Here is a 26,275-nt window from a genome sequence, read left to right as displayed (position 1 = left end):
GGGAGAACATTGCGCAATACCGGGCCGACCTGGCTATCCTCGTGCACGTGCCATTCGCCCGCGCGATCGATGCCGACATCTACTACGAGGACAGCGGTGGCACGGGGCCGGTGGTGTTGCTGGCCCACGAATTCTTCATGGACCGCACCATGTTCGCCGCGCAGCAGGCGGCGCTGGCACCCGAATTCCGGATCGTCGCGTGGGACGCGCGCGGGCACGGCCGCACCAAGGATCAGCGGCTGCCGTTCACCTTCTGGACCGCGGCCCGCGACGCGCTGACGGTGCTGGACACCATCGGCGCCGAACGCGCCGTCGTCGGCGGCACCGCGCAGGGCGGCTTCACCGCGTTGCGCACCGCGCTGGTGGCGCCGGAGCGGGTCGCCGCGCTCATCCTGATCAGCACCGAGGCGCACGGACCCACCCGCGAGCAGTCCACCGCGACCCAGCGCTTCCTCGACGAATGGCACGACCGTGGCTCCCGCGCGGAAGCCGCGGACCGGCTGGCGGACTGGCTGATCGGCGACGACGACTCACACCGTGACGTCTGGACCCGGCGCTGGGTCGACGACGCCCACCACGGCCTCGACGCGGCCGTCGGCTGCCTGCTCGGCCGCGACTCGGTGCTGGACCGGTTGCGCGAGATCACCTGTCCCGCGCTGATCATCCACGCCACCCACAGCGGCATCGCCGGCGATCGCGCCCGCACGCTGGCCGACGGGCTCACCGCCTCCAGCTACCTGGAGATCGATGGCGCCCGTCTGGCCGTCACGATGACCCACCCGGAACCGGTCAACGCGGCGATCGCGCGGTTCCTGCGCGAGCGGGTCTCCCTCGCGCACGTGCGTTAGCGGACGCTGAGCCCGACCTTCTGGAATTCCTTGAGGTCGGAGTAGCCGGCCTTGGCCATCGAGCGGCGCAGGCCGCCGACCAGGTTCAGCGAGCCGAACGGGTCGTCGGACGGGCCGTAGAGCACGCGCTCGAGGCTCGGGCGGGTGACGGTGCCGTCGGCGCCGTCCAGCCAGGACTCGTCGACCGGCAGGAACGAGCCGCGCGGCACCGAGGGGTGCGCGGTGGCCGAGGGCCAGTACCAGCCGCGACCGGGCGCCTCGGCCGAAACCGACAGCGGCACACCGAGCATCACGGCGTCGGCGCCGCAGGCGATGGCCTTGGCGAGCTGGCCGGAGGTGGCCACGTCACCGTCGGCGATGACATGCACGTAGCGGCCGCCGGTCTCGTCGAGGTAGTCGCGACGGGCCGCGGCCGCGTCGGCGATGGCGGTGGCCATCGGCACGCCGATGCCGAGCACCTCGCCGGTGGTGGTGGCGCCCGGGTAGGAGCCGTAGCCCACGATGACGCCCGCGGCGCCGGTGCGCATCAGGTGCAGCGCGGTGCGGTGGTCGCTCACGCCACCGGCCACGACCGGCACGTCCAGCTCGGCGATGAAGGTCTTGAGGTTCAGCGGCTCACCGTCACCGACGTGCTCGGCCGAGATGATGGTGCCCTGCACGACCAGCAGGTCGACACCGGCCTGCACCAGCGCCGGGGTGAGCGCCCGCGCGTTCTGCGGGCTGACCCGGACCGCGGTGGTCACGCCCGCCGCGCGCACCTGCGCGACGGCCGCGGCCAGCAGGTCGGGCTGCATCGGCGCGGCGTGTAACTCCTGCAGCAGGGAGATCGCGCGCTCGTAACCCCCCTTGTCGACGAGGTCGATCAGCTGGTCGATCTTGTCCTGCACATCGGCGTGCCGCGCCCACAGGCCCTCGCCGTTGATCACCCCGAGGCCGCCGAGGCGACCCAGCTCGATCGCGAACTCGGGCGAGACCAGCGCGTCGGTGGGGTGCGAGAGCACCGGGACCTCGAACCGGTAGGCATCGAGCTGCCAGGCCAGCGAGACCTGCTTCGACGAGCGCGTCCGCCGCGAGGGGACGATGTCGACGTCGTCGAGCTCATAGGTCCGCCGGGCGACCCGGCCCATCCCGATTTCCACCATGTCACGCACAGTTGCTCCCTGTGTCCGGGCGCGCGTGTGCGCGCGTTGTCGCGGCCGTAACGACCGCATGGCTGTGCGCCGGGAGCGTACCTCCCGGCGCACAAACGCATCTATTGTACTCAGCCGCGCCCGGTGTAGTTCGGGGCCTCGACGGTCATGGTGATGTCGTGCGGGTGGCTCTCCTTGAGGCCCGCCGCGGTGATCTGCACGAACTGAGCGCCCTGCAGATGCTCGATGTTCTGCGAACCGGTGTAGCCCATGGCCGCGCGCAGGCCGCCGACGAGCTGGTGGATCACCTGGTTGACCGGGCCGCGGAACGGCACCCGGCCCTCGATGCCCTCGGGGACCAGCTTGTCCTCGGCGAGCACGTCGTCCTGGAAGTAGCGGTCCTTGGAGTAGGACTTGGCCTGGCCGCGACCCTGCATGGCACCGAGCGAGCCCATGCCGCGGTAGGCCTTGAACTGCTTGCCGTTGACCAGCACCAGATCGCCGGGCGACTCGGCGGTGCCGGCGAGCAGCGAGCCGAGCATCACGGTCGAGGCGCCGGCGGCGATGGCTTTGGCGACGTCACCGGAGTACTGCACGCCACCGTCGGCGATCACCGGCACACCGGCCGGCTTGCACGCGGCCACGGCCTCGAGGATCGCGGTGATCTGCGGCGCGCCGACACCGGCGACCACGCGGGTGGTGCAGATCGAGCCGGGCCCGACACCCACCTTGACAGCGTCGACGCCCGCCTCGACGAGCGCGGCCGCGCCCGCCCGGGTGGCGACGTTGCCGCCGACGATCTGGATGCGGTCGCCCACCTCGGCCTTGACCTTGGACACCATCTGCAGCACCTGCGACTGGTGGCCGTGCGCGGTGTCGACGATCAGCACGTCGACCTGGGCGTCGGCCAGCGTCATCGCGCGCGACCAGGAATCCTGGCCGACACCGATCGCGGCGCCGACCAGCAGGCGGCCGTCGCGGTCCTTGGTGGCGTTGGGGTACTGATCGGTCTTGACGAAGTCCTTGACCGTGATCAGGCCGCGCAGCCTGCCGTTGCCGTCGACGATCGGCAGCTTCTCGATCTTGTGGCGGCGCAGCAGACCCAGCGCGGCCTCGGCGGTGACGCCCTCCTGCGCGGTGATCAGCGGCGCCCGGGTCATCACCTCGTCGACGCGGCGGTCCTGGTCGACCTCGAAGCGCATGTCGCGGTTGGTGATGATGCCGACCAGCGCACCGGTCTCGTCCACCACGGGCAGGCCGGAGATGCGGAAGCGGGCGCACATGGCGTCCACCTCGGCGAGGGTGTCGGTGGGACGACAGGTGACCGGGTCGGTCACCATGCCCGCCTCGGACCGCTTCACGGTCTCCACCTGGGCGGCCTGATCGGCGGCCGACAGATTGCGGTGCAGCACGCCCATGCCGCCCGCGCGCGCCATGGCGATCGCCATGCGGGCCTCGGTGACGGTGTCCATGGCCGAGCTCACCAGCGGCGTGCGCAGGGTGATCTCCCGGGTGAGCCTGCTCGAGGTCTCGACGGAACTGGGGATGAGATCCGAGGCGGCAGGCAGCAACAGCACGTCGTCGAACGTGAGGCCCAGCATGGCGATCTTGTTCGGATCGTCGCCACCCGTAGGAGGGCGCACCGCGATTCGTTCGCCCGACACGGGATTACTCATTCGGATCGACCCCTCCTGGTCGTCGGTAGCAACGTACGCCGAAAGCTGCGATGCGACGGTGCTGAGCGGAAATGATGGATGGTCGATGAGAACAAGCTCGCCGACGCCTGCATTCCATGGTATCCGGCGGGCGATCGCGGCTGTGAAGTGAGCCCTGTGGCAAACTTGCCCGGTCCATCGCTGGCGCAGACCCACCAGGACTGCGTACCGTGGGGATGTGCGTGACCATCTACCACCTGGCCTGCCGCCGGATCCCTTCGCCGGAGACCCCTCCGACCCGTCTGCCGCGCTCGATGCCATCGAGCCCGGTGAGCCGCTGGATCCTCATGAGCGCCTCGCGGTCGAGGAAGATCTCGCCGACCTCGCGGTGTACGAAGCCCTGCTGGCCCATCGCGGCATCCGCGGGCTCGTCGTCAGCTGCGAGGACTGTCGGCAAGATCACTACCACGACTGGGACATGCTGCGGGCGAATCTGCTCCAGCTACTCGTCGACGGCACCGTCCGTCCGCACGAGCCCGCCTACGACCCGACGCCGGAGGCGTACGTCACCTGGGACTACTGCCGCGGCTACGCGGACGCGTCGATGAACGAGGCGTTCCACGGCGACGGATTCGACGGCTTCGACAACTGAGCCGCGAGGCCCACGCGCTCTCCCACCTTGGTCACGCATGCGTGGGAGAGGGCACACCCCGGCCCGCAGACAACGAGAAAGGCCCCGAACCTCAGTGGTTCGGGGCCTTTTCCGTGCAGCTCAGGACGACGGGACCGCGGGCGGCGCGGGCAGGATCGTCATGGCGGGCGGGGTCTGCAGCGTCGGCGGCAGTGTCGGCGGTGCGGTCTGCTGCGACGTCGGGACCACCGTCGGCACGGTGACCGGCGGTGGTTCGGCGATGGTGGTCTGCGGCGTGGTCGGGTCGACCGTCACCGGCGGCGGAGTCGTCGGCACCGGGGTGACCGGCGGCTCGGCCGGATCGGTGGTCGGCGGCACCAGCGGCTTGGTCTCCGGACCCGGCGTCTGCATGATCACCGGCGGCTCGGACGGGTCGGTGGCTCCGGTGCCGGGACCGGCCGGGGACACCGGCGAGGTGCTGCCCGGGTTGGTGGCCGACGGCGAAGCGGGCGACGGCGAGTTCGGCTTGGTCTCGGCGGGCACGGACGGCGTCGGGGTCGGCAGCTGCGCGGCGATCTCCGGGGCCACCTTCACCAGCTGATCTCGCAGCAGGTTCCAGCGCGCGACCAGATCGTCGCGCTTGCCCTGGTCGTTGACCTGGCTGGCGGTGGCCGAAGCCTGTTCCAGCCGGGCACGCGCCTGCTCCGGGTTGCCCGACGCGATCAGGTTCTGCGCGGCGACCAGATCGTCGTCGGCACGTTGCACGACGGTCGACTGGGCCTGCTCACTGAACACGACTTCCTTGACCCGCCAGAGCGGATCGCCGGGAGCGGCGCTGTAGGAGAACGCCGTGATACCGCCGAAGACCACGGCCAGTGCCGCAGCCGCTCCGAGAATGGGGCGTACCAGCCGCAGACGTCCGCGCGAAGATGCTCCGACTCGAACCTGCCGCGCGCCGATCTCCTGATTGACCGCCGCGAACACGGTGTCCAGATCAGGCCCGGCCGGCATCGGCTCGGCCAGCAGGTCTGCTCGCCAATCCGCGAGCAGCGACGCCAGCTGGAACTCCTCGGGGCTGTCGGTACGAACCGGGCCGTCGCTCGCGATCGCGTCGATCAGCGCATCGTCGCTGCGCACCGCCGCAATGTCGACCGGGCCGGAGTCACCGGCATCCTCGGCGGCTGAGGGACCGCTGTCGTGCGACCCACGCCAAACCTTCCGGTCGCCCCGACCGCGCTCGCCATCCCTAGCCATACATTTCACCTGCCCTCGCCACTTGTGACTTCAGTTTTGCGAGTGCCCTGTGCTGGGCCACTCGAATCGCCCCCGCCGTGCTGCCCACAGCGGTCGCGGTTTCTTCTGCTGACAGACCCATGACCAAGCGCAGGATCAGGATTTCCCGATGTTTCTCGGGGAGCGTCGCCAGCAGAGTGTTCATCTGCCTGCTCGTCTCCGAGTCGAGAGCTCGCTGCTCCGGTCCCTGGTCGGTGGATATGACATCTGGTACTTCGGCCATCGCCTCCGCCTTGTTACGGGCGGCGTTGCGATGGGCGTCGGCGACCTTGTGCGAAGCGATTCCGTACACGAAGGCCATGAAGGGCCGACCCTGATCCTGATAGCGGGGCAGGGCGGTCATCACAGCCAAACAGACCTCTTGCGCAACGTCGTCCGCGGAGAGCTGCCCGCGCTCCGCGGCACCGATCCGGGCCCGGCAGTAGCGGACTACCAACGGACGGATCAGTTCCAGTACCTGAGCTAAAGCAGTCCTGTCGCCCTGCGCAGCCGCAGCGACGGCGAGGTCCAACTCTTCGCCCATATGCGTCATCGTCAGAGATTTTCCTGGCGTTACGAGTGGCGCGGTCGTATGTGACCGAGCTTCCACCGAAGCGGCGGAACGGAACTAACAATAGCGACCCGCAGTTCGCTCGCCAGCGGCCCTGGTCGCTTCTATGCGAGCTCTCAGGAAGATCATCCGCGGCGCGTCAGAACGCGGGCGGCGCGAAATCCCCGCCCCATGCCCGGATCTGGGCGGCATGATCTGCGGCTTCGGCCGCGGCGGCCCGCGCCGGACCCGGTTCGCAGACCCCGGAGCGCAACATCGCGGCCGCCCAGCGCAGGGGCAGCAGGCCGTGTTCGCGGCAGTCCGCGTCGACCGCGGCGGCCAGTTCCGCCGAGCGCGCGGCGTCGCCGGTGGCGGCCGTGGCGGCGGCGAGCAGCAGCGCCGATTTCACCCGGTGCCGCGCCGAGGGCAGCGCCCCGGCCAGCGCGACGGCCCGTTCGGCGTCGCGCAGCGCCGGCTCGGCCAAACCACCGGCCAGCGCGGTCTCGGCGCGCACCCAGTGCCACCGGACCGCGCATCGCGGTGGAGCCGCGCTCAGCAGCGGTTCCACCCGGCCGAGCAGCCTGCGCGCCAGGGCGAGCCTGCCGGTGCCGAGGGCGTCGGCGGCCAGCCCGGTATACGCGTCGGCCAGCGCCTCGGCCCTGGCGCCGCCGGTGGCGGCGAGCGCGAGGGTGGCCGCGCGGCCGTCGAACGACGCGGCGGCCGCGTGCCCACCGAGCTGGCGCAGCAGCGAGCCGGTCGTACTCTCCGTGCGGGAACGCAGCGCCGGATCGGTGCGGGTGCGGGCGAGCAGGCGCAGATCGGCGCGGGCGGCGGCGTAGCGGCCCTGCGCACCCAGCGCGACGGCCCGATACCAGCGGTCGAGGGGGGTCGCGGGTTCCGGCAACTCCGTAGCGGCTGTCCCCGGGGTGGGTCCGAAAGCTGTCGAAACGAGTATTTCGGAACCGATATCCGCGGGTGAAGCCGTTGTCTGCACGACGAGACTGTAGCCGCCGCCGGTCACCGCCCGTTCCCGTGATATGCCCCGGACCGCGCCGAACAGCTACCGATCAGCTTTTCCTCCGGCGGCCGATGTTGCCATCAGGTAAATCTCCGCCCGCCACCGCCACTACCGCAAAGTTTCGAATTCACATGCGTTTCGCGCAATTAACCTCTGCGCCCCGTTTCCGCCATCTCCACACAGTCGCCCGCGGGATGCCGTTGTGACCTGGAACACCCGGAGCTGGAGGGGGCCACCGGCCCGAACCCGCCTCCGAGCAGCGCGACCTGGGAAAACGTCGAGTGACACAGGCGCCGCGCAGCGACCGTTCCATAGCCAACCGAACAGTATGGACGGAGCGGGCGTGAATTGTAAACAGTGCGCAGGTTAAATTTCAGCGTTGCAGATTTGCGGTACCAATGCGCCGAACTATTGACGGAAATTCCCGCCTGCACCTAACGTAGCTCATCGCCGGGGTCGGCGCCGCGCGAAATTGCAGCGACCACCTACGGCACTGTCAGGCACCGTCGAGCCGGCCACCTCCGCGCGAGGTGGCGCGAAGACCTGCCGTACCACGTCGCTCGACAACGCTGACGAGCTCGCACCACAAGGAGTTCACCATGCCCATGCCCACTCACCTCCCCGGCCCGAACGCCGATGTCTGGGATTGGCAGATGCGCGGTTCGTGCCGCGGCCAGGACTCCGCCGTCTTCTTCCACCCCGACGGCGAGCGTGGCCGTGCCCGCACCGCGCGCGAGATGCGCGCCAAGGAGATCTGCCGGGCCTGCCCGGTGCTGATGCAGTGCCGCACCCACGCCCTGAAGGTCAGTGAGCCCTACGGCATCTGGGGCGGGATGTCGGAGACCGAACGCGAGATGCACGCGCGCCGCAACCGGCGCCGCATGGCCGTCTAGGTACCTCGGCAAATCAAATCCCATCCGCCCGGCGTGGCGTGCCGAATCTCTAGCAAACAGCTGGCACGCGAACAAGGCACCCCCGGGCGAAGGGAGGTCATAGCCGCGGGCTAGATTCGTGACCGATGACACAGAATGGGTTCCGAAGCGAAGCCTTCCCACCGAGCGTGGATTCTGCGGTTACCGCACGCGCGGCCGAAGGAGTCGAGCTAGCTGCACTGCTGGAACGATGCGGTTCGTCCGACCAGCAGGCCTTTGCCGAACTGTACGACCGGACGTCTGCGCGCGTCTTCGGCCTGATCCTGCGGGTCCTCCACGACCCGGGGTACGCGGAGGAGACCACACAAGAGGTCTATCTCCAGATTTGGCGCACCGCAACGAGTTTCGACCCCGCCAAGGGGTCGGCGGTGACCTGGCTGATGACGTTGGCGCACCGACGGGCGGTCGACCGGGTTCGTGCCGAGCAAGCCCATACCCAGCGCGAAGTCGCCTACGGGATACGGGTTCTCGGCAACGAATTCGACGAGGTCACGGAGGAGGTGGAACGCAGACTCGAACAGCAGGCCGTCCAGCGCGGGCTCTCGACATTGACCGAGACCCAACGCGAGGCGATCTCGCTCGCCTACTACGGCGGGCGAACCTACGCGGAGGTAGCTCAGCACCTCGGCATAGGGTTACCGACCGTTAAGTCCCGGATTCGGGACGGATTGACACGACTGAAGAAAAGTTTGGGGGTGACGTGAGATGAACGAAGCCCAGATCGATCTCGCGCACACCGTCGCGCTCGGATTGATCGACGACGAAGACCATCACGCGATCCAGACCATCATCGATACCGAAGACCCGGTGCTCTGTACCGAGTTCCTGCGAGAACTACGCGCCTCCCGCGAAGTCCTCGCCGCACTCGGTGCGAGTTCACCGACCCCACCTCCCCCCTCCCTGCGTGCGCGCCTGCTGGCCGCGATCGACGCCGAAGAGCCCCCGGTAGCCAGCTAGCGCGGAAACGAAAGGCCCCCGAACCGCAGTGCGGTCCAGGGGCCTTCGTCGACTTCAGCGTCAGTGCGCGTGACCGTGGTGCCCGTGGTCGTCGGTCTCCTCGACCGGCTTGTCCACGATGGCGCTCTCGGTGGTCAGGATCATCCGCGCGACCGAGGCGGCGTTCACCACGGCGGAGCGGGTCACCTTGACCGGGTCCACGACACCGTCGGTGAGCAGATCACCGTAGGTCAGGGTGGCGGCGTTGAAGCCCTCCTTGCCCTCGGCGACCTTGCTGACGACGACAGCGCCGTCGACACCGGCGTTGGTGGCGATCCAGAACAGCGGCGCCTCGAGGCCGCGACGGACCACCTCGACACCGATGGCCTGGTCACCGGACAGCGAGTCGCGCAGCTCGACCAGCGCGGTCGCGGCCTGCACGACCGCGGTGCCGCCGCCGGGCACGATGCCCTCCTCGACCGCGGCCTTGGCCGCCGCGACCGCGTCGTCGACGCGGTACTTGCGCTCCTTGAGCGCGGTCTCGGTGGCCGCGCCGACGCGGATCACCGCGACGCCACCGGCCAGCTTCGCCAGCCGCTCCTCGAGCTTCTCGCGATCCCAGTCCGAGTCGGTGGCCTCGATCTCGCGACGCAGCTGCGCGCTGCGGGCGGCCACGTCGTCGGCGGTGCCTGCACCGTCGATGATGACGGTCTCGTCCTTGGTGACGACGATGCGCCGGGCCTGGCCCAGCTGCTCGACGGTCGCGTCGCGCAGGGTGATGCCGAGATCGGGGTTGATCACGGTGCCACCGGTGACGACGGCCAGGTCGTCGAGGAACGCCTTGCGGCGGTCACCGAAGAACGGCGCCTTGACCGCGACGGCCTTGAGCGTCTTGCGGATCGAGTTGACCACCAGGGTGGAGAGGGCCTCGCCCTCGATGTCCTCGGCGATGATCAGCACGGCCTTGCCGGACTCGGCGATCTTCTCCAGCACCGGCAGCAGGTCGGGCAGCGAGCTGATCTTGTCGCGGTGCAGCAGGACGTAGGCGTCCTCCAGCACGGCCTGCTGGGTGTCGGCATCGGTCACGAAGTAGGGCGAGAGGTAGCCCTTGTCGAACTGCACGCCCTCGGTGACGACCAGTTCGGTCTGCGTGGTCGAGGACTCCTCGACGGTGACGACGCCGTCCTTGCCGACGGTGGTCAGCGCCTTGCCGACCATCTCGCCGATCTCCTCGTCCCGCGAGGACACGGTGGCGACCTGGGCGATGGCGGTCGCGCCGGAGACCGGGGTGGCCGCGGCGAGCAGCACCTCCGACACCTTGTCGGCGGCGAGCGCGATGCCCTGGCCGAGGGAGATCGGGTTGGCGCCCGCGGCGACGTTCTTCAGGCCGGCCCGCACGAAGGCCTGGGCCAGCACGGTCGCGGTGGTGGTGCCGTCGCCGGCGACGTCGTTGGTCTTGGTGGCGACGCTCTTGACGAGCTGCGCGCCGAGGTTCTCGAAGGGGTCGTCGAGATCGATGTCACGCGCGATGGTGACACCGTCGTTGGTCACGGTCGGGCCACCGAAGGCCTTCGCCAGCACGACGTGGCGGCCACGGGGACCGAGGGTCACCTTGACGGCGTCGGCGAGCTTGTCGACACCGCGTTCCAGAGCCCGGCGAGCCTTCTCGTCGAACTCGATCTGCTTTGCCATAGAGGTTTCAGCTCCTGTGTGAGAACGCAATCCGCCCCGGGTCGCGAGACGACGCCGGGGCGGAACGCGTATGCGGCGTTGGCCTACTTGGTGACGACGGCCAGGATGTCGCGCGCCGAGAGGATGAGGTACTCCCCACCCTGGTACTTGATCTCGGTGCCGCCGTACTTGCTGTAGATGACGACGTCGCCTTCCTTGACGTCGACGGGGATGCGGTCACCCTTCTCGGTGATCCGGCCCTCGCCGACGGCGATGACGGTGCCCTCCTGCGGCTTCTCCTTGGCCGTGTCCGGGATGACCAGGCCGGAGGCCGTCGTCGTCTCGGCCTCGTTGGCCTGGACGAGGATCTTGTCCTCGAGCGGCTTGATGTTCACGCTCGCCACGTTGAGCCCTCCACTTTCGGGGAAATTCGGTCGTCCGGAACTGTTGTCCCGGACCGGGTTTCGGTCAGCTTGCGACTCTGCGCGACAGCCCCGTCGTCGCGGGTGCCGGGACCCGAAGCCCAGTAGTCGACTGGCACAAGCACAGCTACACAGTGCCGACTAGCACTCTATACGCGAGAGTGCCAGCGCTCAAGGCCGGGTTCTGCCAATGTCGCGATTTCGACACGCCCACACTCGCCAGTGATCTTCACTTCCCCCGCCAAAATCTGTAACGTTCGCATAACAGGCTGTGAAAGGATATGTATAGCGTTCCGTTCGAGATGGTCGGCATCACAGAACCATCCGCTCGAAGGGAGGTGAACATGCGAACATCCCTCGGCATCTCCGCCGGTAACGAGGTGGTGTGCTCAGCGCTGGTCGCCACCGGTCCCGCCGGTGAGCAGAACTTCGACTACCGGGTCGTGTCCGCCGACGCGGCGCACTCCGACCTCGGCGATCTCGTGTCGTCCTCGATCGAGTTGATGACCACCCAGCTGCCCGTCACCCAGGGCGCCATGGCGGGCGAACCGCTGGGCCGCTACGCCGGCGCGCACCGCAGGGCCGAGTCGACCCGTTCGCGTCCACCGACCAGCGTGGCCGTCGCCTACCGGAACAAGGAACAGGCCCAGGCCATCCGCGCCGCCTGCGCGCACCACCGCGATCTGCGGCTGGTGCCAGAGGGCACGGCGGCGATGACCTACTTACGCGACACCGGCCTGCTCGACCGCTACGCCACCGTCGCCGTCGTCGACCTCGGCGCCACCGGACTCACCGTCACCGTCGTCGACCACGCCGACGGCGCCGTCCTGCACACCGAGCGCACCCCTACCCTCAGCGGCAACGCCATCGACGAGCTGATCTACCACCACCTCGTCGACCTGCACTACGCCCGGCGCGGCACCAGGCCCAACCGCAGTACCCTCACCAACCGGGGCAGGGCGGCCAAGGAGCACCTGTCGATCGCACCGGCGGTCACCATCGACCATGTGGCCGGTCAGCCGCTCAAGCTCACCCGGTCCGATTTCGAGGAGCTCATCGGCGGGCTCTTACGCAATATCGCGCTGTTCACCGCGTCGGTGTTCACCCGCGCGCCGAAGTATCCGGAGGCGGTCGCGGTGATCGGCGGCTGCGCCAACATCCCGGCTGTCGTCGACACGCTGCACGACCGCCTGGACGTGCCGGTGCTCACCGTGCCCGATCCGGAGGCCGTCATCGCCAAGGGCGCGGCGCTGGTGGCCGACGCGGCGGCGCCGTCGGCCCTGCAGGTCGCCGCGCTGGGCGACGCGCCGAGCGGCACCTTCACCAAGGTGGCCGGCACCCTGGCGGGCGCGGTGGTAGTCGTCGGCCTGGTGATCGGCTACGGCGTGCAGGCGATCTCGCCCGACACCCCCGACGTCTCCCCCGCGGGCACCAGCAGCACCGTGCGTCAGCCCGCGTTACCGGTGGTCCCGCAGCAGGGACCGACACCGCAGAACAGCGAGAGCACCGACCGCACCGGCGTCACCAACAGCCCGCCCACCACCGAGGCCACCACGCCCGCCCCGTCGACAACGCCGTCCACCACGCCTCCGGCCACCACGCCGAGCCAGGTCGCGCCGCCCTCGTCGACCGCGCCCACCCTGCGCCCCGATCCGAACCTGCCGCAGATCCCCTACCCCGAGTCCCCCCTCGGCCCGATCGACAGCGGTTCCTCGGGCGGTCGCCAGCAGCGCCCGTCCACCCCCAACACCTCCCCGAGCCAGCAGCGCCCGGCCCAGAGCCTGCTGCCCATCCCGCCCGCGGCGAGTACGACGCCCAGCGAAGCGCCGCTCCAGCTCATCGATTAGCCCGTTCCCGGCGAAGAATCCGCCCGGCGCCGAGCCACGCCCCGGCAGCGAGTCCGGGCCCACGCGAAGAACGCGCCGGCGCCCGACGCGGGTCCACGCACACCGCTTCGGCAGCCCGGGTTCGGGCAGAACCCTCAGCCGTGCAGGGCGCTCACCGACACCGGCAGGCCCGGATCGGTCGCCACCGTCAGTGCCGCGGGCTGCGCGCCCGCCGCGATCACGTGCGCGCCCAGCGCCGCGATCATCACCCCGTTGTCGGTACACAGTCGGGGCTTGGGCACCCGCAGGGTCAGTCCCGCTGCCGCGCAGCGCTCTTCGGCCAGCGAGCGGATGCGCGAGTTCGCGGTGGCGCCGCCGCCGAGCACGATGGTGTCCACCCCCACGTCGGTCGCCGCCCGCACGGCCTTCATGGTCAGCACGTCGGCGACGGCTTCCTGGAAGGACGCCGCGATATCGGGGATCGGCAGCTGCTCAGGCGCGATGCCCTGCCGCTGCGCGGCCTCGACATAGCGGGCGACAGCCGTCTTGAGGCCGGAGAAGGAGAAGTCGTAGCGGGCGTCGCGCGGGCCGGTCATGCCGCGCGGGAACGCGATCGCGTTCGGGTCGCCGTCGCGGGCGGCCGCGTCGAGGTAGGGCCCGCCCGGGTAGCCGAGGCCGAGCAGCCGGGCGACCTTGTCGAAGGCCTCCCCCGCGGCGTCGTCGACGGTGCTGCCGAGTTCGGTGATCGGCGCGCCCAGCTCGGTGACCTGCAGCAGATGCGTGTGCCCGCCCGAGACCAGCAGCGCCACCGCGGGCGGCAGCGGCCCGTGCTCGAGGGTGTCGACCGCGACGTGCCCGCCGAGGTGGTTGAGCGCGTAGAACGGCACGTCCCAGGCGGCGGCGTAGGCCTTGGCCGCGGCCACCCCCACCAGCAGCGCACCGGCCAGGCCGGGCCCGATGGTGACGGCCAGCGCGTCGGGCTTGCTGATCCCCGCGGCGGCCAGCGCCCGGCGCATGGCGGGCACGATCGCCTCGAGATGCGCCCGCGAGGCGATCTCGGGCACCACGCCGCCGAAGCGCGCGTGCTGGTCGACGCTGGAGGCCACCTCGTCGGCGAGCAGTTCGAGCGATCCGTCCGGGTTGCGCCGGACGATGCCGACTCCCGTTTCGTCGCACGAGCTTTCGATGCCCATGACGATCACGACAGCACCTCGTCCTGCCTGCCGCGCGCCGCCCATTCGTCGGCCGCGGCGGTGAGTTCGGGGCGCCGCATGGTGTACGCGTCGGCGCCGCTCGGGTGGTAGTAGTTCTTGCGCAGCCCGATGATGTGGAAGCCGTGCTTGGCGTACAGCGCGATGGCGGGCGCGTTGTCGGTGCGCACCTCCAGGAACACCGGCCCGCCGCGTTCGCCCGCGGTCGCCAGCAGTGCCTCCAGCAGCAGCGTGCCGATGCCGCCGCGATGACAGTCCGGGTCGACGCCGATGGTGTGCACCTCGGCCTCGGGATGAGCGGCGTCACCGAGCAACGCGATCCCGGCGTAACCGACCATGACGCCCGCGGCGTCGCGGGCGGTGATGTAGCGGTTGTGCGGCCCGGCCAGCTCGGACCGGAACGACACCGCCTGCCACGGGTCGTCCTCGGGGAACAGCAGATGCTCGAGCTCGACGCAGCGATCGATGTCGTGCACGGTCATCGGCTGGATCCGGTAGTCGGACACGGCGCTCACGCCCCGGTCCGGTCGAGCGTGCGGAAACTGTTCTCCACGGCGTCGGGCCTGCGCAGATACAGCGGCACCAGGGCCTCGGGCGCGGTGCCCGCCAGCAGCTCGGCGGCGGCGACCGTCACCAGGCCGGCGGGCGAGGGCGACTCGCTCGGCAGCACCGGCAGATCGAAGAAGTCCACGTGCGCGGCCGACCCGGCGATCGCCACGGCCTCGCCCAGCGGCACGTCGCCCGGCTTGCACACCTCGGGACCCGCCGTACGCACCCCGTGTAGATAGCGCGCCCAGTACACCTCGCGCCTGCGCGCGTCGGTGACCACCAGCAGCTCGCCCACGTCACGCTGCTCGCTCGCGGCATCCACGGCGATGGCGTCGAGGCTGCACACACCGTGCACCGGCAGGCCCAGCGCGTCGCCGAAGGCGGCGGCGGTGGCCATCCCCACCCGGAGCCCGGTGAACGGGCCCGGCCCGATCCCCACGACGAGCGCGTCCAGCTCGTCGCGGCGGACACCGGCTTCGGTGAGGCATTCCAGGATCTGCGGGGTGAGCACCTCGGCGTGGGCGCGCGCGTCGACCTTCACGCGGGCAGCGAGCGTCGCCACGGCGGGCCGGGAGTCCGCGTCGGCGGCAGGTGACAGATGCACCAATCCCGCTGTAACGGCGGGTGTCGCGGTGTCGACTGCTAGTACGAGCATGATTGTCTCAACAATACCGGGTGGTATCGGCGCCCGGCGCGTAGTGGTGCCCGGCGATCCCGGCGTTATCCGATCCACTCCCAGTTGGCCGTGCGCACATCGGATTCCGGTTCCCTGGCCAGCTGCACCCGCAGGTGACGTTCGGCGAGGTGCTCCACGACACCCTTGCCCCACTCGACCACGACGACGGCGTGGTGCAGGTCGGTGTCGAGGTCGAGCGCGTCGAGTTCGTCGAGGTCGCCCGCGAGGCGATAGGCGTCGACGTGCACCATCGGCACGCCCGCGGTGCCGTCGGCGCGCTGCCCGGCCCGGTGCGCCCGCGCGATGATGAAGGTCGGCGAGCTGACCCGCCCCTCGACACCGAGCCCGGCAGCGATTCCCCTGGTCAACGCGGTTTTCCCGGCGCCGAGCGGACCGTCGAGGACCACCAGGTCGCCCGCGCGCAGGGTCTGGGCCAGTTCCCGGCCGAAGGCTTCGGTGTCCTCGACCGTGGCCAGGACCCGGTGCTGTGCGTCAGCCACCGACGGCCTCCCCACCGCGGGTGTCGCCGAAGCCGGCCAGCGCCAGCAGCCGGTCGAGTGCGTCGAGCGTCACGTCCGGGTATTGCAGGTGCGGCATGTGCGCCGCCCCACCCAGACGCACGAGTTCGCTACCGGGCAGCGCCTCGGCCAGCACCCGCGAGTTGGCGAAGGGGATCACCATGTCGTGCGCCCCGCCCAGGATCAGCACGGGCAGCCCGGCCAGCACCGGCAGCGCGGCCGACTCGTCGTGCAGCTCAATCGCTTTCAGGAACTTCTCGATCGTGACGACCGGGGTGCGGTCGATCATCATGGTGGTGAACCGCGACAGGGTCGGGCTCACCGGCCCGTGGAACGAGCTGACGTGCAGCATCGGTGTCACCAGCTGCTTGCTCGCGGTCCGGCTCAGCTGGACGAAGGCCGGCGCGGTCCGCACCGCCAGCCGGAAACCCTCCATCGCCGGATGACGCAGCAGCTGCGGCAGTCCGGTGGCGGTCACCTCCGCGGCCGCCGTGCTGAACAGGCCGACGCCGATCACCCGCGTCGCGAAGAGTTCGGGGAACTGGGCCGCCGCGGCGAGCACCGCCATCCCGCCCAGCGAATGTCCGACCAGGACCACCGGGCCGGTCGGCGCGCACTCGCGCACCACGGCCGCGACATCGTGACCGAGCTGGCCGATGGTGCAGCTCTCGGTGGCGGGCACGCCGGAGCGGCCGTGTCCGCGCTGGTCGAAGAAGACCATCCGCACCCGCTCGCCGTACCGCAGGGCGAGATCGCGGCGCTGGAAGTGGAAGGACTCCATGCTGTTGCAGAAGCCGTGCACGAAGACGATGGTCACCTCGGCGCTCGCGTCGCCGTAGGTGCGGGTGGCCAGCGACACACCGTCGTCGGCGCGCACCTCCCCCGGCTCGTCCTCGTCGATGAGGGCGAAGTTCTCGTCGCGGTACTCGTCGCGTTCGGCGGGCCAGCGCACCCGGGCGCCGATCCGGCGCAGCGTGTGCGCGACGGCGAGCGCGCCGAGCAGACCGGCGGTGGCCAGGCCGCCGCGCAGGAGCACCGTGCCGCGCGTCATCGGCCGGTCCCCACGTACCGGCGCACCGCGCGCCCGCGCGGCGAGCACACGATCTCGTAGTCGATGGTGTCCAGGGCCCTGGCCCAGTCGAGCGGGTGCGGATGTCCGGCGCCGCCGCCGAACAGCACCGCCCGGTCACCGGCGCGCACGCCACCCGGATTCTCGCCGAGGTCGACCATGAACTGATCCATGCACACCCGCCCGACATTACGGTGCCTGCCGCCGCCCAGCCACACCTCGAAACGCCCACTCAGCGAGCGGAATACGCCGTCGGCGTAACCGGCCGGGATCAGCGCGACGGTGGTGTCGCGCGGCGCGATCCAGCGATGCCCGTAGGACACGCCCTCGCCCGCGGCGACCCGTTTCACCAGCGTGACCTCGGCCTGCAGGGTCATGGCGGGCCGCAGCCCGTAGTCGCCGAGCTCGGGAATCGGCGACAGCCCGTACACGGCGATGCCCGGCCGGACCAGGTCGAAATGCAGGTCGGGGCGGGTGAGGGTGGCCGCGGAGTTGGCCAGGTGCGCCTGCTCGGGTTCGAGCCCGTGCTCCTTGGCCAGGGCGATCGCCTCGACGAAGCGTTCACGCTGCCGGTCCAGCATCGGATGGTCGGGTTCGTCGGCGTGCGCGAGGTGGGAGAAGATCGCCCGGAAGCGGGCGGCCTGCTCGTCGACGAGCGCGCGCAGAGCCTGCAGGACCTGCGGATACTCGGTCACCGACACCCCGTTGCGGTTCAGGCCGGTGTCGACCTTGAGTGAGATCGTCGCGGTGCGGCCCGCGCGACGGGCGCCCTGCTCGACGGCCCGCAGCTGGGCGAGCGAGGACACCCCGATCTCGATGTCGGCCGCGACCGCGGCGGCGTAGTCGGCGTCGATGGTGTTGAGCCAGCACAGGATCGGCGCGGTGATCCCGGCCGCGCGCAGGACCAGCGCCTCGGCGACCGTGGTGACGCCCAGCTCGGCGGCGCCCGCCGCCAGCGCCGTCCGCGCGACCTCGACCGCGCCGTGGTTGTAGCCATCCGCCTTGACCACCGCCATCACCGCGGCGCCCTGGGCGTATTCCCGCAGGACGCGCACGTTGTGGGCAATGGCATCCAAGTCGATGACCGTCTCCACTTGCGCATTCACAGCGTCGATCCTGCCAGGAGCCGGGCGCTCCGCCGCAGCTGGGGCGAGCATGTCGCGGCTCAGCTCGACGCGAGCTCCCGGAGCACCCGGACCGCGGGCCGGATGTGGTCGAGCAGCGGCGTGGCCGAGATCGGGGCCGCGGCGGGTTGCCCGGCGTAGGCGGCCAGGTTGGCGGCGAGGGCGTGGACGCGGGCGGCGGCGGCGGCCGACCAGGCGGGCGGGCGACCGGCCGCGAGCAGCGACCCGAGGATGCCGGACAGGACGTCGCCCGCGCCCGCGGTCGCGGCCCAGGAGCCGCCCGCGTCGTTCACCAGCGTCGGTTCTCCCGGCGCGGCGACGATCGTCGCGCGACCTTTCAGCAGCACCGTCACCCCCCAGTCCGCGGCGAGCGCCCGGACCGCCGCCACCCGATCCGGCTCGGGCGACGAGCCGGTGAGCCGGGCGAACTCCCCGGCGTGCGGGGTGAGGACGGTCGGCGCGGTGCGACCACGGACCAGATCGGGTTCGGCGGCGAGCAGCGTGAGCCCGTCGGCGTCGACGAGGACGGGCAGCTCGGTGGCCAGCACCTGCGCCAGCCGGTCCCGCGCGGCCGCGTCCGTGCCCGCCCCCGGTCCGAACACCCACGCCTGGACCCGGCCCGCCCCGGAGATCGTGTGACTGGCGACCACTTCGGGGAACTTCGCCAGCACCTCGGCGTCCTCGCCGACATAGCGGACCAGACCCGAGGTCGCCGCCACCGCCGCGCCGGTACTCAACACCCCGGCGCCGGGATACTTCGCGCTGCCCGCGCAGATCCCGACCACGCCCTGGCTGTACTTGTCGTCCGCGGCTCCCGGCACCGGCCAGCCCGCCCCGACCGCCGCCGGATCGAGCTGCGCGAGATCGGGTTCGGGCAGCTGTAAACCGATCGGCACCAGCACGATTCGCCCGCAGTTCGGCTGCGCGAGCGCGTGCACCGGCTTGTACGCGCCGAACGCGACCGTCACCTCCGCGCGCACCGCGGGCCCGTCGATCGCACCGGTATCCGGATCGACACCACTGGGCAGATCGGCGGCGATGATCGGAACATCCAGCGCGGCAACCAGTTCCGCCGCCGCCGGACGCAACGGCCCACGTCCCGAGATCCCCACGATGCCGTCGATCGCCAGATCCACCGCGCCGAGCCGCTCCACCACCCGGCCACCCGCGCCGCGCAAGGCCGCGAGCCCTTCCCGGTGCGCGCGTTCGGGATTCAGCAACACCGCCCGCACCGCGACGCCCCGCCGCGCCAGCATCGATCCGGCCCACAGCGCGTCGCCACCGTTGTCCCCCGAGCCGACCAGCAGACCCACCGTCCGCCCGGCGACACCGCCCGTCCCGGAACGCAATTCGCCCGCCACCACCGTGGCCAGGCCGTGCGCGGCCCGCCGCATCGGCATCCCGGCGGGCACCCGGGTGAACAGTTCGGCCTCGGCCGCGCGCACCTGGTCGGCGGTGAAGTAGCCACGCCGATCCGTCATCGTCGCCTCCCGGCCGCCCGCGCGGCCCACGACAGGTCCGCGATCGTTCGCAGACTACGCTCCACAACCATGTCGATGGTTCGTCACCGCGCCGCATCCACCCGGGTTGTCGCCGGATTCGTCGTGGCCGCCACCCTGCTGGTCGCCGGCTGTTCCGGCGACTCGGGCAGCGCCGCCTCCACCACCACCCGCAAGCCGCGTCCGGTCTCCACCACGACCACGCCGACCGAGCACAAGCCGACCAACCTCACCGTCGAGGTCACCGGCATGAAGTACGCGCCCGCCGACGCCACCGTCAAGGTCGGCGAGACCGTCACCTGGAAGTTCTCCGACAAGGCCCCGCACAACGTGCAGGGCATCGGCGACAAGGCGATGGGCATCAACAGCCCCATCATCGACAAGGGCGAGTGGTCCTACACCTTCACCCAGCCCGGCACCTACCGCTACCTGTGCAGCCTGCACCCCGACATGCGCGGCACCATCACGGTCCAGTGAGCGCGTCGGCCGGCCACCGGGCCGGCCGACCAGGCCCTATTCGACCGTGACCGACTTGGCCAGGTTGCGCGGCTTGTCCACGTCGTAGCCGCGGGCCTGCGCCACCTCGGCGGCGAAGATCTGCAACGGCACCGTCGACAGCAGCGGCTGGTAGAGCGTCGGCGCCGCCGGGATCTCGATCAGGTCGTCGGCGAACGGGCGCACGGTGTCGTCGCCCTCCTCCGCGATCACGATCGTGCGCGCGCCGCGCGCCTGGATCTCGCGGATATTGCTGAGCAGCTTCGAGTGCAGCACCGGTCGGCCCTTCGGCGACGGCATCACCACGATCACCGGCAGCCCGTCCTCGATCAGCGCGATCGGGCCGTGCTTGAGCTCCCCGGCCGCGAAGCCCTCGGCGTGCATGTACGCCAGTTCCTTGAGCTTGAGCGCGCCCTCCAGCGCCACCGGGTAGCCCACGTGGCGGCCCAGGAACAGCACCGTCGGCACGTGCGCGAGCTCGCGCGCGATGGCCCGCACCTGCGAACCGGTCTCCAGCACCCGCGCGATCAGCTTCGGCATGGCCTCGAGCTCGGCGAACTCGCGCGCCACCTCGTCGGGGTACTTCACGCCGCGCGCCTGCGCCAGCGCCAGGCCGACCAGGTAGTTGGCCGCCACCTGGGCGAGGAACGCCTTGGTCGAGGCGACGCCGATCTCCGGGCCGGTCCTGGTGTAGATCACCGCGTCGGACTCGCGCGGGATCTGCGCGCCGTTGGTGTTGCAGATCGCGAGCACGCGCGCCTTCTGCTCCTTGGCGTGGCGCACCGCTTCGAGCGTGTCGGCGGTCTCGCCGGACTGCGAGATGGCCACCACCAGCGTCGACCGGTCCAGCACCGGGTCGCGGTAGCGGAACTCGCTGGCCAGCTCCACCTCCACCGGCACCCGGGTCCAGTGCTCGATCGCGTACTTGGCCAGCAGGCCCGCGTGGTAGGAGCTGCCACACGCCACGACGAACACCTTGTCGAACTCGCGCAGTTCCTGGTCGGCGAGGCGCTGTTCGTCCAGGACGATCCGGCCGCCGTTCTCGTCGACGACGAAATGCCCGATCAGGGTGTCGGCGACGGCGGTCGGCTGCTCCTCGATCTCCTTGAGCATGAAGTAGTCGTGGCCGCCCTTCTCGGCGGCGGCGAGGTCCCAGTCGATGGTGAACGGCCTGCTGACCACACCCTCGGTGTTGCCGTCGAAGTCGGTGACGACATAGCTGTCGGCGGTGATCACCACGGCCTGGTTCTGCCCGAGCTCGACCGCCTCGCGGGTGTGCTCGATGAACGCGGTGACATCGGAGGCGATGAACATCTCGCCCTGGCCGACGCCGACGACCAGCGGCGTCGACTGCCGCGCCGCGACGATCGTGCCCGGGTGGTCGGCATGGGTGAACACCAGTGTGAACGCGCCCTCGAGGCGGCGCAGCACGGCCAGCGCGCTCGCGGTGAAGTCGCCCGCGGTGGGCCCTTCGGCGTAGGCGCGGGCCACCAGATGCACCGCGACCTCGGTGTCGGTGTCGCTGAGCAGCTCCACCCCGGCGTTCTCCAGCTCCCGGCGCAGCGGCGCGAAGTTCTCGATGATCCCGTTGTGGACCACGGCCAGCTTGCCGGAGGCGTCGCGATGCGGGTGTGCGTTGCGGTCGGTCGGCGCGCCGTGCGTCGCCCACCGGGTGTGGCCCATGCCACTCGTGCCCGCGAACCGCTCGGCACCGGCCTCGGCCAGCTCGGCCTCCAGATTGGCCAGCTTTCCTGCCTTGCGTTCGATCGCGATCGACCCGTTTCCGTCGAGGATCGCGACGCCCGCGGAGTCGTATCCGCGATACTCCATGCGTCGCAACGCGTCGACGACAATGCCGAGCGCGTCCCGGTACCCGACGTAGCCCACGATTCCGCACATGGTGGTCCAGCCTAGCGATACACCCCGGTTCTCGCCGTGCCGGTGTCGGCCGTGCGGGCCGGACCGAGTTCCCCACCTGGGGCTCTTCCGCGCGCGGGGTGATCGGATACTCTTCTCCCCGTGTCGGTGTCGGTGAAGTCGCTCCTCAGCACCCTGTCCACGCGTGGTCCCCACCGGGTGTTGCGCGGAAATCTGGGCATCGCGGGCCAGCCGGGCGTGGTGTTCACGCCCGAATCCGGGCTCGGCCTGCCCGCTGTCGCGTTCGCGCACGGCTGGCTGACCAGCGCCGACAACTACAAGAGCCTGCTCGAGCACGTCGCCTCGTGGGGTTTCGTGGTCGCCGCGCCCGACACCGAACGCGGCCCGATCCCGTCGCACCTGGACCTGGCCACCGACCTGCTCACCACGCTCGACATCGTCGGCAAGGTCCGTCTCGGTGACGGCACCATCAGCGTGCACCCCGACCGCATCGCCCTCGCCGGCCACGGCATGGGCGCCGGCGCCGCCGTCATCGCCGCCGCCCAGCGCCGGGTCGCCGCCGTCGCCGCGCTGTTCCCCTCGCCCACCGCCCCCACCGCGGAGAACATCGCCCCCGACCTCGACACGCCCGGCCTGATCCTGGCCGGCGCCGCCGATATCGACTCGGTCAACTCCAACGCCCGCGCCCTCGCCGCCGCCTGGGCGGGCCCCTCCATCCTGCGCACCATCGACGGCGCCTCCCACAACGGCATCGTCGAAGGCCGCCGCCTCTTCGCCGCCCTCGGCGCGGGCCGCTACGAACACAAAACCGAGAAGGCCACCCGAGCCCTCCTCACCGGCTACCTCCTCGCCACCCTCCTCGGCGACAAGACCTACGCCCCCTTCGCCGACCCCGAAGCCGCCCTCCCCCACACCACCCTCATCGACCCGAACGCCGTAGTCGAAGAGGAATCCCCCAAACTCTCCCTCGGCACCGTCGCCAAACTCATCCGCCGATAACGCGAAACCGTGGACACCAGGGGGATCTCGGAAACCTTCGCCGGGTATGGGATAGAACGAATTCTGGGCCGAGGCGGAATGGGCACCGTGTACCTCGCCCGGCATCCGCGACTGCCGCGCCAGGTAGCGCTCAAGGTGCTCAATGCGGACCTACTGGGCGACAATGAAATTCGGCTGCGTTTCGAACGCGAAGCCGATCTCGTGGCGCAACTCGATCACCCGAATATCGTGGCCGTGCAGGATCGCGGTGTCGAAGGGCCGAATCTGTGGATCGCCATGCAGTACGTGCCCGGCTCCGACGCCGGAACCATCGGAATGGTCGAGCCCGCACGAGCGATCCGCATCATCACCGAGATCGCCGCGGCACTGGACTTCGCGCACGGTCGCGGCGTCCTGCATCGCGATGTGAAGCCGGCCAATATCCTGGTGTCCCGCCCTGATCCGCATCTTCCCGAGCGGGTGCTGCTGGCGGACTTCGGCATCGCCCGGCTCCGCAACGACGTGAACGGCCTCACCCAAACCGGCACCTTCACCGCCACGCTGGCCTACGCGTCTCCCGAACAACTCTCCGGCCGCATGCTCGACCACCGCAGCGACCAATATTCGCTGGCCTGCACGCTGTTCGCGCTCCTCACCGGTACGACCCCGTTCGCCGCCACGAATCCGGCCGTGGTGATCGGCTCGCACCTGACCGCGCCCCCACCCCGCGTTTCCGAACGACGTCCAGGACTGCCGCCCGAACTCGACCGCGTCCTCCAACGCGCCCTGGCGAAAGACCCGAATCAACGATTCGCTTCTTGCACCGAGTTGGCGCAAGCGGCCGCACAGGCATGGAGCAACCGCGTCGCCGCGCCGATCAGCCGTTCAGCACCCGCCGGGGCACCACGGACGAATCTCCACCCCGGTGCCACACCACCGCGAAACAGACCCCCGCACGCGGTACCCACGCAGGCACCGCAACGCCCGGCTTCGACAGGCCAGGGCCCGCAGCTGTTCGCACTGTGGTGCGCGTTCTTCGCTCTCGCACTGAACGCCCATGGACTGGACTACTGGATCGCTTGGTACTCCGAGACCATAGTGGGACCAGCCCTCTCGCTGGCCGTGCTGGTCCCCTTGCTGTCGGCGTCCAGGTGGGGCCACCTCATCGGTTCCCGCACGATATTCGTCGCCGGTCTGACGATCTGCGCTGTCGGGAGCCCGCTGGCCCTGGCGATGGGACGCGAATCCTTCTCGCGATCCGCGATCAGCGCTGTGGTGGTGATCGCAGCTGCCGCGACCATGGGCAACGCCTTGGCGGTCCTCTTCAGCACGCGCGTGCCGAAGCCCCCCGACGGTCGCGCGGCAGCCGTCCTCGCCGCGGCGCCCCTCGCGCTGACCGGCGCAGTCGAGCTGATCTACATCACCACGGGTGACGGATGGTGGAGCCTCTGGTCGAATCTCTACCTCCTGCAACTCACGATCCCGCCACTCGCATTGCTCGCGCTGATCCTGTTGATCGCACAGACTCCCGGGCCTCGCACCGGACCGCAGCAGGCGCCGGTGACATGGACCCTGGCAGGCGGCGCCGCCGCCCTCACCGCCGCCGCGCCGATCATGTCCATGCAGAACGAGCAGGCGCTGTTCATGTGGATGTCCCTGTCACTGGCCGTCATCTTCGTCGCACTCGTGATTCGCCTGATGATGCGGCCGTGATTCGCCTGGCCGGCCGCCGCCGACCGCGAGTTGTTCGCATCAACCGCACAGCGGAGCGCTCGACCACCAGTGCGTCATGACGGCATCGAATGTCCATTTCTCCGTAGTCGCCCCCAGCGCGACCTTCACCTCCACGTCGATCCGGTATCGCGAGCGAACGGGGTCGTCCGGAAATGTCGTGAGAACCGGAGTCGTGAAGACGTCGGGCCTCGGCTCGGTGGGCGACACTCTCGGAACAATGAGCAAGACAGCTGGGTCGGCCCGGCAGGCACTGTGCGGCCGCCGTGTGGTTCCCGAAGGGTTCGAGAACCGTTTGTCGATCTGATTCTGCACGTTCGCCGCGGAACCGAAATCCTTGACGACGAATGTCGGCCCCTCTGCGGACGTACACGTCACTTCGACGTCACCCTCCGAGAATCCCCCGCTGCGTGCGCAGTTCGCACCCCCGAAACCGTTCTTGGATGTGCCACCGATCGTCCCGACGAGATCGGGAAACACGTCGCTCATTTCCTTATAGCGCTGCGCGTTGGCGGCTTCGGCCGCAGCCACGGTGGCCGAATATGGTGACGGTGTCGACGTATCCCGATTCGCGAGGACAACGCCTCCGGCCACCACTATCACCATGGCCACAGTGACCGCCGGTACAGCGAGGGCTCGACGACGCCACCACACCCGCGGAGTCTCGACCCGACCTGGAACCAGCTGCCGTTCAGGCTTCGTCTCCACACGCTCGGGCACGGTGTCGACGTCCGCCCGCTCGGGTTCCCCCTTCGGCACCGGCCGTGGCGCGAGTATCGTCGGCGCGACTCGGCTGCCGGACGGCGGTTGACCAGCGGAGCCGCCGGCATCGGCCTGATCGAACACCCGCCTCAGCGCCGCCGCGAACTCACCGCAGGAACCGAACCTCGCCGCCGGATCCTTGGCCATGGCTGTGGCGAGCACCGCGTCGATGTCCGCGGGAAGATCCGGGCGCGCACGCACAGCGGAAGGCGGCGGTGCCGACATGTGCGACTGGATCACCGCGACCGGGTTCGACGCCTCGAACGGCGACGCACCCGTCACCATCGCGTAGAACGTACAAGCCAGCGAATACTGATCGCAGCGCGCGTCCAGTGGCATCGCGGAAAGCTGTTCCGGTGCGGCGAAAGCCAAAGTGGCCGTGAAGGACCCGGTCTGGGTCAACGGATTCTGGTCGAAATGCAGCTTGGCGATACCGAAGTCCGCCAGCATCACGCGCTCGGCGCTGCCGTACTCGGCCCGCCCGAGCAGGATGTTCCCCGGCTTGATATCCCGGTGGAGCACACCGCGAGCATGCGCGTAGTCGAGCGCCTGCGCGACCTCCGAAATCACCCGCACCGCACGAGCGGCATCGAAGCTCCCGATCGCTCCGGCATCGGTGCCGTCGACATATTGCATCGCGATCCACGGACGCCGATTCTCCACACCACGGTCGTACACCGCGACGATATTGGGATGGTCCAGCCGAGCCGCGAGCTCGGCCTCCCGCTGAAACCGAGCCCTGGCCTGCTCATCGCCATACATGTTCTCGTCCAGCAGCTTCAGCGCCACCGAACGCGGCAGTCGCGGATGCCGGGCCAGGTACACCATGCCCATCCCGCCCCGCCCGAGCACCCGCTCGAGCTCGTACCCGGCAATGAACCCGTACTCGCCCAC

Annotated in this window: 25 protein-coding genes; 9 read left to right on the top strand and 16 right to left on the bottom strand. The window is 70.2% G+C overall.

Features of this window, described 5'->3' with window-relative positions; genetic code table 11:
* Positions 1-47 precede the first annotated feature (47 nt).
* Positions 48-848, top strand: a complete 801-nt coding sequence (locus tag EL493_RS08510; protein ID WP_036834829.1) for an alpha/beta fold hydrolase — start codon at positions 48-50, stop codon at positions 846-848.
* Here the strand turns inward: EL493_RS08510 and EL493_RS08505 are convergent.
* Positions 845-1,999, bottom strand: coding sequence for a GuaB3 family IMP dehydrogenase-related protein (locus EL493_RS08505; RefSeq protein ID WP_022567294.1), 1,155 nt, complete (start codon positions 1,997-1,999; stop codon positions 845-847). The genes EL493_RS08510 and EL493_RS08505 overlap by 4 nt on opposite strands.
* A 110-nt stretch (positions 2,000-2,109) precedes the next feature.
* Positions 2,110-3,654 (bottom strand): IMP dehydrogenase, encoded by a 1,545-nt coding sequence (gene guaB, locus EL493_RS08500; RefSeq protein ID WP_022567295.1) that lies wholly within the window; start codon positions 3,652-3,654, stop codon positions 2,110-2,112.
* 217 nt (positions 3,655-3,871) lie between these two features.
* Between guaB and EL493_RS08495 the strand changes: the two genes are divergently transcribed.
* A complete protein-coding gene (locus EL493_RS08495; protein WP_022567296.1) occupies positions 3,872-4,285 on the top strand; it encodes a DUF5319 domain-containing protein in 414 nt (137 codons plus the stop codon).
* 120 nt (positions 4,286-4,405) lie between these two features.
* On the opposite strand, the gene EL493_RS08490 is transcribed toward EL493_RS08495, so the two are convergent.
* The 3 genes from EL493_RS08490 to EL493_RS08480 form a co-directional block, all read right to left on the bottom strand.
* Positions 4,406-5,401 carry an anti-sigma-D factor RsdA gene (locus tag EL493_RS08490; protein ID WP_019045176.1) on the bottom strand — a complete coding sequence of 332 codons (996 nt, stop codon included), beginning with the start codon at positions 5,399-5,401 and terminating at the stop codon, positions 4,406-4,408.
* Positions 5,402-5,510: 109 nt separating this feature from the next.
* Positions 5,511-6,089: a sigma-70 family RNA polymerase sigma factor gene (locus EL493_RS08485; RefSeq protein ID WP_019045175.1), complete on the bottom strand. Its 579-nt coding sequence runs from the start codon at positions 6,087-6,089 to the stop codon at positions 5,511-5,513.
* Between the two features lie 157 nt (positions 6,090-6,246).
* Positions 6,247-6,990: a hypothetical protein gene (locus EL493_RS08480; RefSeq protein ID WP_019045174.1), complete on the bottom strand. Its 744-nt coding sequence runs from the start codon at positions 6,988-6,990 to the stop codon at positions 6,247-6,249.
* Positions 6,991-7,703: 713 nt separating this feature from the next.
* On the opposite strand from EL493_RS08480, the gene EL493_RS08475 reads away from it, so the two are divergent.
* From EL493_RS08475 to EL493_RS08465, 3 genes are all read left to right on the top strand, one after another.
* A complete protein-coding gene (locus EL493_RS08475; RefSeq protein ID WP_022567299.1) occupies positions 7,704-7,997 on the top strand; it encodes a WhiB family transcriptional regulator in 294 nt (97 codons plus the stop codon).
* A 125-nt stretch (positions 7,998-8,122) separates the two neighbouring features.
* Positions 8,123-8,740 carry a sigma-70 family RNA polymerase sigma factor gene (locus tag EL493_RS08470; protein ID WP_232017280.1) on the top strand — a complete coding sequence of 206 codons (618 nt, stop codon included), beginning with the start codon at positions 8,123-8,125 and terminating at the stop codon, positions 8,738-8,740.
* Between the two features lies 1 nt (position 8,741).
* The gene (locus EL493_RS08465; RefSeq protein WP_019045171.1) at positions 8,742-8,993 is read left to right on the top strand and encodes an RskA family anti-sigma factor; all 252 of its coding nucleotides are present in this window, start codon (positions 8,742-8,744) and stop codon (positions 8,991-8,993) included.
* Between the two features lie 60 nt (positions 8,994-9,053).
* Here EL493_RS08465 and groL read toward each other — a convergent pair whose 3' ends face one another.
* Together groL and groES are read right to left on the bottom strand one after the other, a co-directional pair.
* Positions 9,054-10,664 (bottom strand): chaperonin GroEL, encoded by a 1,611-nt coding sequence (gene groL / locus EL493_RS08460; protein WP_019045170.1) that lies wholly within the window; start codon positions 10,662-10,664, stop codon positions 9,054-9,056.
* An 83-nt stretch (positions 10,665-10,747) separates the two neighbouring features.
* Positions 10,748-11,047, bottom strand: a complete 300-nt coding sequence (gene groES / locus EL493_RS08455; protein ID WP_019045169.1) for a co-chaperone GroES — start codon at positions 11,045-11,047, stop codon at positions 10,748-10,750.
* Positions 11,048-11,409: 362 nt separating this feature from the next.
* On the opposite strand from groES, the gene EL493_RS08450 reads away from it, so the two are divergent.
* Positions 11,410-12,912 carry an Hsp70 family protein gene (locus EL493_RS08450; protein WP_019045168.1) on the top strand — a complete coding sequence of 501 codons (1,503 nt, stop codon included), beginning with the start codon at positions 11,410-11,412 and terminating at the stop codon, positions 12,910-12,912.
* Positions 12,913-13,046: 134 nt separating this feature from the next.
* Here EL493_RS08450 and tsaD read toward each other — a convergent pair whose 3' ends face one another.
* The 7 genes from tsaD to EL493_RS08415 all read right to left on the bottom strand — a co-directional run bounded on the left by tsaD (position 13,047) and on the right by EL493_RS08415 (position 19,519).
* Positions 13,047-14,093, bottom strand: a complete 1,047-nt coding sequence (tsaD, locus tag EL493_RS08445) for a tRNA (adenosine(37)-N6)-threonylcarbamoyltransferase complex transferase subunit TsaD (RefSeq protein ID WP_022567300.1) — start codon at positions 14,091-14,093, stop codon at positions 13,047-13,049.
* Positions 14,090-14,584, bottom strand: coding sequence for a ribosomal protein S18-alanine N-acetyltransferase (gene rimI / locus EL493_RS08440; RefSeq protein ID WP_030200400.1), 495 nt, complete (start codon positions 14,582-14,584; stop codon positions 14,090-14,092). The genes tsaD and rimI overlap by 4 nt, the downstream gene beginning before the upstream one ends.
* A gap of 29 nt (positions 14,585-14,613) precedes the next feature.
* Positions 14,614-15,306 (bottom strand): tRNA (adenosine(37)-N6)-threonylcarbamoyltransferase complex dimerization subunit type 1 TsaB, encoded by a 693-nt coding sequence (gene tsaB, locus EL493_RS08435; RefSeq protein ID WP_030200403.1) that lies wholly within the window; start codon positions 15,304-15,306, stop codon positions 14,614-14,616.
* Between the two features lie 65 nt (positions 15,307-15,371).
* The gene (gene tsaE, locus EL493_RS08430) at positions 15,372-15,827 is read right to left on the bottom strand and encodes a tRNA (adenosine(37)-N6)-threonylcarbamoyltransferase complex ATPase subunit type 1 TsaE (protein WP_019045164.1); all 456 of its coding nucleotides are present in this window, start codon (positions 15,825-15,827) and stop codon (positions 15,372-15,374) included.
* Entirely contained in the window at positions 15,820-16,896 is a 1,077-nt protein-coding gene (locus tag EL493_RS08425; protein ID WP_022567302.1) for an alpha/beta fold hydrolase, read from the bottom strand. Before EL493_RS08425 ends, tsaE begins: the two co-directional genes overlap by 8 nt.
* Positions 16,893-18,071, bottom strand: coding sequence for an alanine racemase (gene alr, locus EL493_RS08420; RefSeq protein ID WP_030200405.1), 1,179 nt, complete (start codon positions 18,069-18,071; stop codon positions 16,893-16,895). The genes EL493_RS08425 and alr overlap by 4 nt, the downstream gene beginning before the upstream one ends.
* 8 nt (positions 18,072-18,079) lie before the next feature.
* Positions 18,080-19,519, bottom strand: a complete 1,440-nt coding sequence (locus EL493_RS08415) for an NAD(P)H-hydrate dehydratase (protein WP_022567303.1) — start codon at positions 19,517-19,519, stop codon at positions 18,080-18,082.
* Positions 19,520-19,588: 69 nt separating this feature from the next.
* On the opposite strand from EL493_RS08415, the gene EL493_RS08410 reads away from it, so the two are divergent.
* Complete coding sequence (locus EL493_RS08410) at positions 19,589-20,014, top strand: plastocyanin/azurin family copper-binding protein (protein WP_019045160.1); 426 nt, start codon at positions 19,589-19,591, stop codon at positions 20,012-20,014.
* Positions 20,015-20,050: 36 nt separating this feature from the next.
* Here EL493_RS08410 and glmS read toward each other — a convergent pair whose 3' ends face one another.
* Entirely contained in the window at positions 20,051-21,931 is a 1,881-nt protein-coding gene (gene glmS, locus EL493_RS08405) for a glutamine--fructose-6-phosphate transaminase (isomerizing) (RefSeq protein WP_019045159.1), read from the bottom strand.
* Positions 21,932-22,051: 120 nt separating this feature from the next.
* Here glmS and EL493_RS08400 point away from each other — a divergent pair, with 120 nt between their 5' ends.
* The gene (locus EL493_RS08400; RefSeq protein WP_019045158.1) at positions 22,052-22,909 is read left to right on the top strand and encodes an alpha/beta hydrolase; all 858 of its coding nucleotides are present in this window, start codon (positions 22,052-22,054) and stop codon (positions 22,907-22,909) included.
* 78 nt (positions 22,910-22,987) lie between these two features.
* The gene (locus EL493_RS08395) at positions 22,988-24,601 is read left to right on the top strand and encodes a serine/threonine-protein kinase (protein WP_022567305.1); all 1,614 of its coding nucleotides are present in this window, start codon (positions 22,988-22,990) and stop codon (positions 24,599-24,601) included.
* A gap of 39 nt (positions 24,602-24,640) precedes the next feature.
* On the opposite strand, the gene EL493_RS08390 is transcribed toward EL493_RS08395, so the two are convergent.
* Positions 24,641-26,275, bottom strand: a complete 1,635-nt coding sequence (locus EL493_RS08390) for a serine/threonine-protein kinase (protein ID WP_019045157.1) — start codon at positions 26,273-26,275, stop codon at positions 24,641-24,643.

This window comes from Nocardia asteroides, from assembly GCF_900637185.1.
GTDB lineage: Bacteria > Actinomycetota > Actinomycetes > Mycobacteriales > Mycobacteriaceae > Nocardia > Nocardia asteroides.
The sequence above is the reverse complement of the archived record's forward strand: the minus strand, read 5'-3'. Positions and strand labels throughout refer to the sequence as shown.

Bases quoted from the DNA above. Each gene is read 5' to 3' on its own strand.
- guaB (WP_022567295.1), bottom strand. From the start codon at position 3,654: ATGAGTAATCCCGTGTCGGGCGAACGAATCGCGGTGCGCCCTCCTACG.
- EL493_RS08485 (WP_019045175.1), bottom strand. From the start codon at position 6,089: ATGACGCATATGGGCGAAGAGTTGGACCTCGCCGTCGCTGCGGCTGCG.
- EL493_RS08475 (WP_022567299.1), top strand. From the start codon at position 7,704: ATGCCCATGCCCACTCACCTCCCCGGCCCGAACGCCGATGTCTGGGAT.
- EL493_RS08470 (WP_232017280.1), top strand. From the start codon at position 8,123: ATGACACAGAATGGGTTCCGAAGCGAAGCCTTCCCACCGAGCGTGGAT.
- EL493_RS08465 (WP_019045171.1), top strand. From the start codon at position 8,742: ATGAACGAAGCCCAGATCGATCTCGCGCACACCGTCGCGCTCGGATTG.
- groL (WP_019045170.1), bottom strand. From the start codon at position 10,664: ATGGCAAAGCAGATCGAGTTCGACGAGAAGGCTCGCCGGGCTCTGGAA.
- EL493_RS08450 (WP_019045168.1), top strand. From the start codon at position 11,410: ATGCGAACATCCCTCGGCATCTCCGCCGGTAACGAGGTGGTGTGCTCA.
- rimI (WP_030200400.1), bottom strand. From the start codon at position 14,584: ATGACCGTGCACGACATCGATCGCTGCGTCGAGCTCGAGCATCTGCTG.
- tsaB (WP_030200403.1), bottom strand. From the start codon at position 15,306: ATGCTCGTACTAGCAGTCGACACCGCGACACCCGCCGTTACAGCGGGA.
- EL493_RS08425 (WP_022567302.1), bottom strand. From the start codon at position 16,896: ATGACGCGCGGCACGGTGCTCCTGCGCGGCGGCCTGGCCACCGCCGGT.
- alr (WP_030200405.1), bottom strand. From the start codon at position 18,071: ATGCTCGCCCCAGCTGCGGCGGAGCGCCCGGCTCCTGGCAGGATCGAC.
- EL493_RS08415 (WP_022567303.1), bottom strand. From the start codon at position 19,519: ATGACGGATCGGCGTGGCTACTTCACCGCCGACCAGGTGCGCGCGGCC.
- EL493_RS08410 (WP_019045160.1), top strand. From the start codon at position 19,589: ATGTCGATGGTTCGTCACCGCGCCGCATCCACCCGGGTTGTCGCCGGA.
- glmS (WP_019045159.1), bottom strand. From the start codon at position 21,931: ATGTGCGGAATCGTGGGCTACGTCGGGTACCGGGACGCGCTCGGCATT.
- EL493_RS08395 (WP_022567305.1), top strand. From the start codon at position 22,988: ATGGGCACCGTGTACCTCGCCCGGCATCCGCGACTGCCGCGCCAGGTA.